Source organism: Mesorhizobium sp. WSM3866 (genome assembly GCF_002294795.1).
Lineage (GTDB): Bacteria > Pseudomonadota > Alphaproteobacteria > Rhizobiales > Rhizobiaceae > Mesorhizobium.
Map to the genome: position 1 here is coordinate 1 of NZ_NSGC01000048.1, position 1,691 is coordinate 1,691.

The 1,691-nt window shown below is 67.9% G+C and carries 1 protein-coding gene; it reads right to left on the minus strand.

The genetic code is table 11. The features are described from left to right. The coding region (locus tag CK222_RS31340; RefSeq protein WP_245322585.1) for a condensation domain-containing protein at positions 1-1,691 on the minus strand (1,691 nt) is incomplete at both ends.

Sequence of the window (1,691 nt, forward strand, 5' to 3'; positions counted from 1 at the left end):
ACCTGCGCCTCGAACAGCTCGTGGATGCACTTGTGCGACGGATAGTCCGCTTCCGTCCGGTTCAGCTCCTCCAAAAGATGGGCGCGTTCGGCGGCCGGCAGGATGTCGAGCTCTCGCACCGGCTTGCCGGGCGCCTGCTCCAATGCCTGAGCCAGCTCTTCGAGCGCCCGCTGCATGTAGCCGCAGACGCGGTCCCCACAGATCGGCTCCACCACCTGTGCGGTGAGGCCGAGCGCATCGCCAAAATCCTCCACAGACAGGCTCAGCGGATAATTGGTGCGCTCCTCCTCGCCCAGCCATTCGATGCCGGCCAAGACATCGTCCGTGCTGGCGGCCGGCGTGTTGTGGCGATAGTTCATGAGCGCACTGAACAGCGGCGCCGGTGCTGCAACGCCGCTGCAGCGCTGCGCCAGCGCCAGCGAGGCATGCTCATGCGCCAGCAGCTGCGAAAGCCGCCCGTGCGTGGCCCGCACGCTGGCCTCGACCCCGGTGCCGTCGAGGTCGAGCCGCACCGGCAAGGTGTTCATGAACAGGCCGAGCGCGCGGTCGGCGCCCGGCCCGGCCTGCATGCGGCCAAACAGCACCGTGCCGAACACAACCTGCTCGCGCCCGCTGCTCAGCGCCACCACCTGGCCCCAGGCCAGGTGACAGAGGCTCGCCAGGCTCACACCCAGCCGCCGCGCCTGCGCCCGCAGCCGATCATTGAGCGCGGCCGGCAGCATCCGATGCGCCTCGCCGACCGCGCTGCCGTCGCCATGAACCTCGCTTAAACCGAACGGCAGGCTCGGCTCCTCGATGTCGCCCAGCATCTCCCGGAAGAACGCTTCATGCTCTTCGGAGGAAGCTCCTAGACGCGCCTGCGCCACCAGATTGCGGAACGGGTGCGGCGCACCAAGCTCATGCGCGCGACCCTCCAGAACCGCCCGCACCTCGCCGCGCATCACTTCCGAGGCGGTGTGATCCCCGATCAGGTGATGTTGCAGCTCCAAAAGCAGCCAGCGCCCGCCACCCGGCTCGCGCGCGATCACAAACCGCAACAAGGGCGCCCGGCCAAGCTCGAGGCGGTATTGGCGCGGATCGTACCGGCGCTTCAGTTGCTCATGACCGGGATCGCCATTCTCGTCCAGCTCGACCTCGGCAACCTCCAGCCGCGCACGACGCCACACCACCTGGGCCGGGCTCGACAGTCCATCCCAGACAAAGGCCGTGCGCAGCACGTCGTGACGGTCCACCACTTGCTGGACCGCATCAAGATAGCGCTCCAACAGGGCGCGGTCGGCAAAGGCCATCTGCGAGACCAGCAGATATGGATCGCCCTTCCCGGCCAACAGGTGATGGAACAGGATGCCGTCCTGCAGCGGCGACAGGCCATAGATATCCTGGATGTTGCCAACCCCGCCCGGGACAGTCGCCACCGCCTGGTCGATCTCTTCCTGGCTCAGCTCGATCAGCGGCAGCATCGGTGGCGTGATCGCGAGAGTGTGCTCGTCGATCAGGTTGGCCGGCACGGCCACCTCGCTATGGCTGCCAAGGCTGGCGGCCAGATCGCAAAGCACCGGCCGGGCCAACAGGGTGCGCACCTCGACCCCGAGCGACTGCCGCCGCAGCCGGCTCAGCAGCCGCACCGCCAGCAGCGAATGGCCGCCGAGCTCGAAGAAGTGGTCGTGGCGGCCGACCCGATCGAGCCCCAG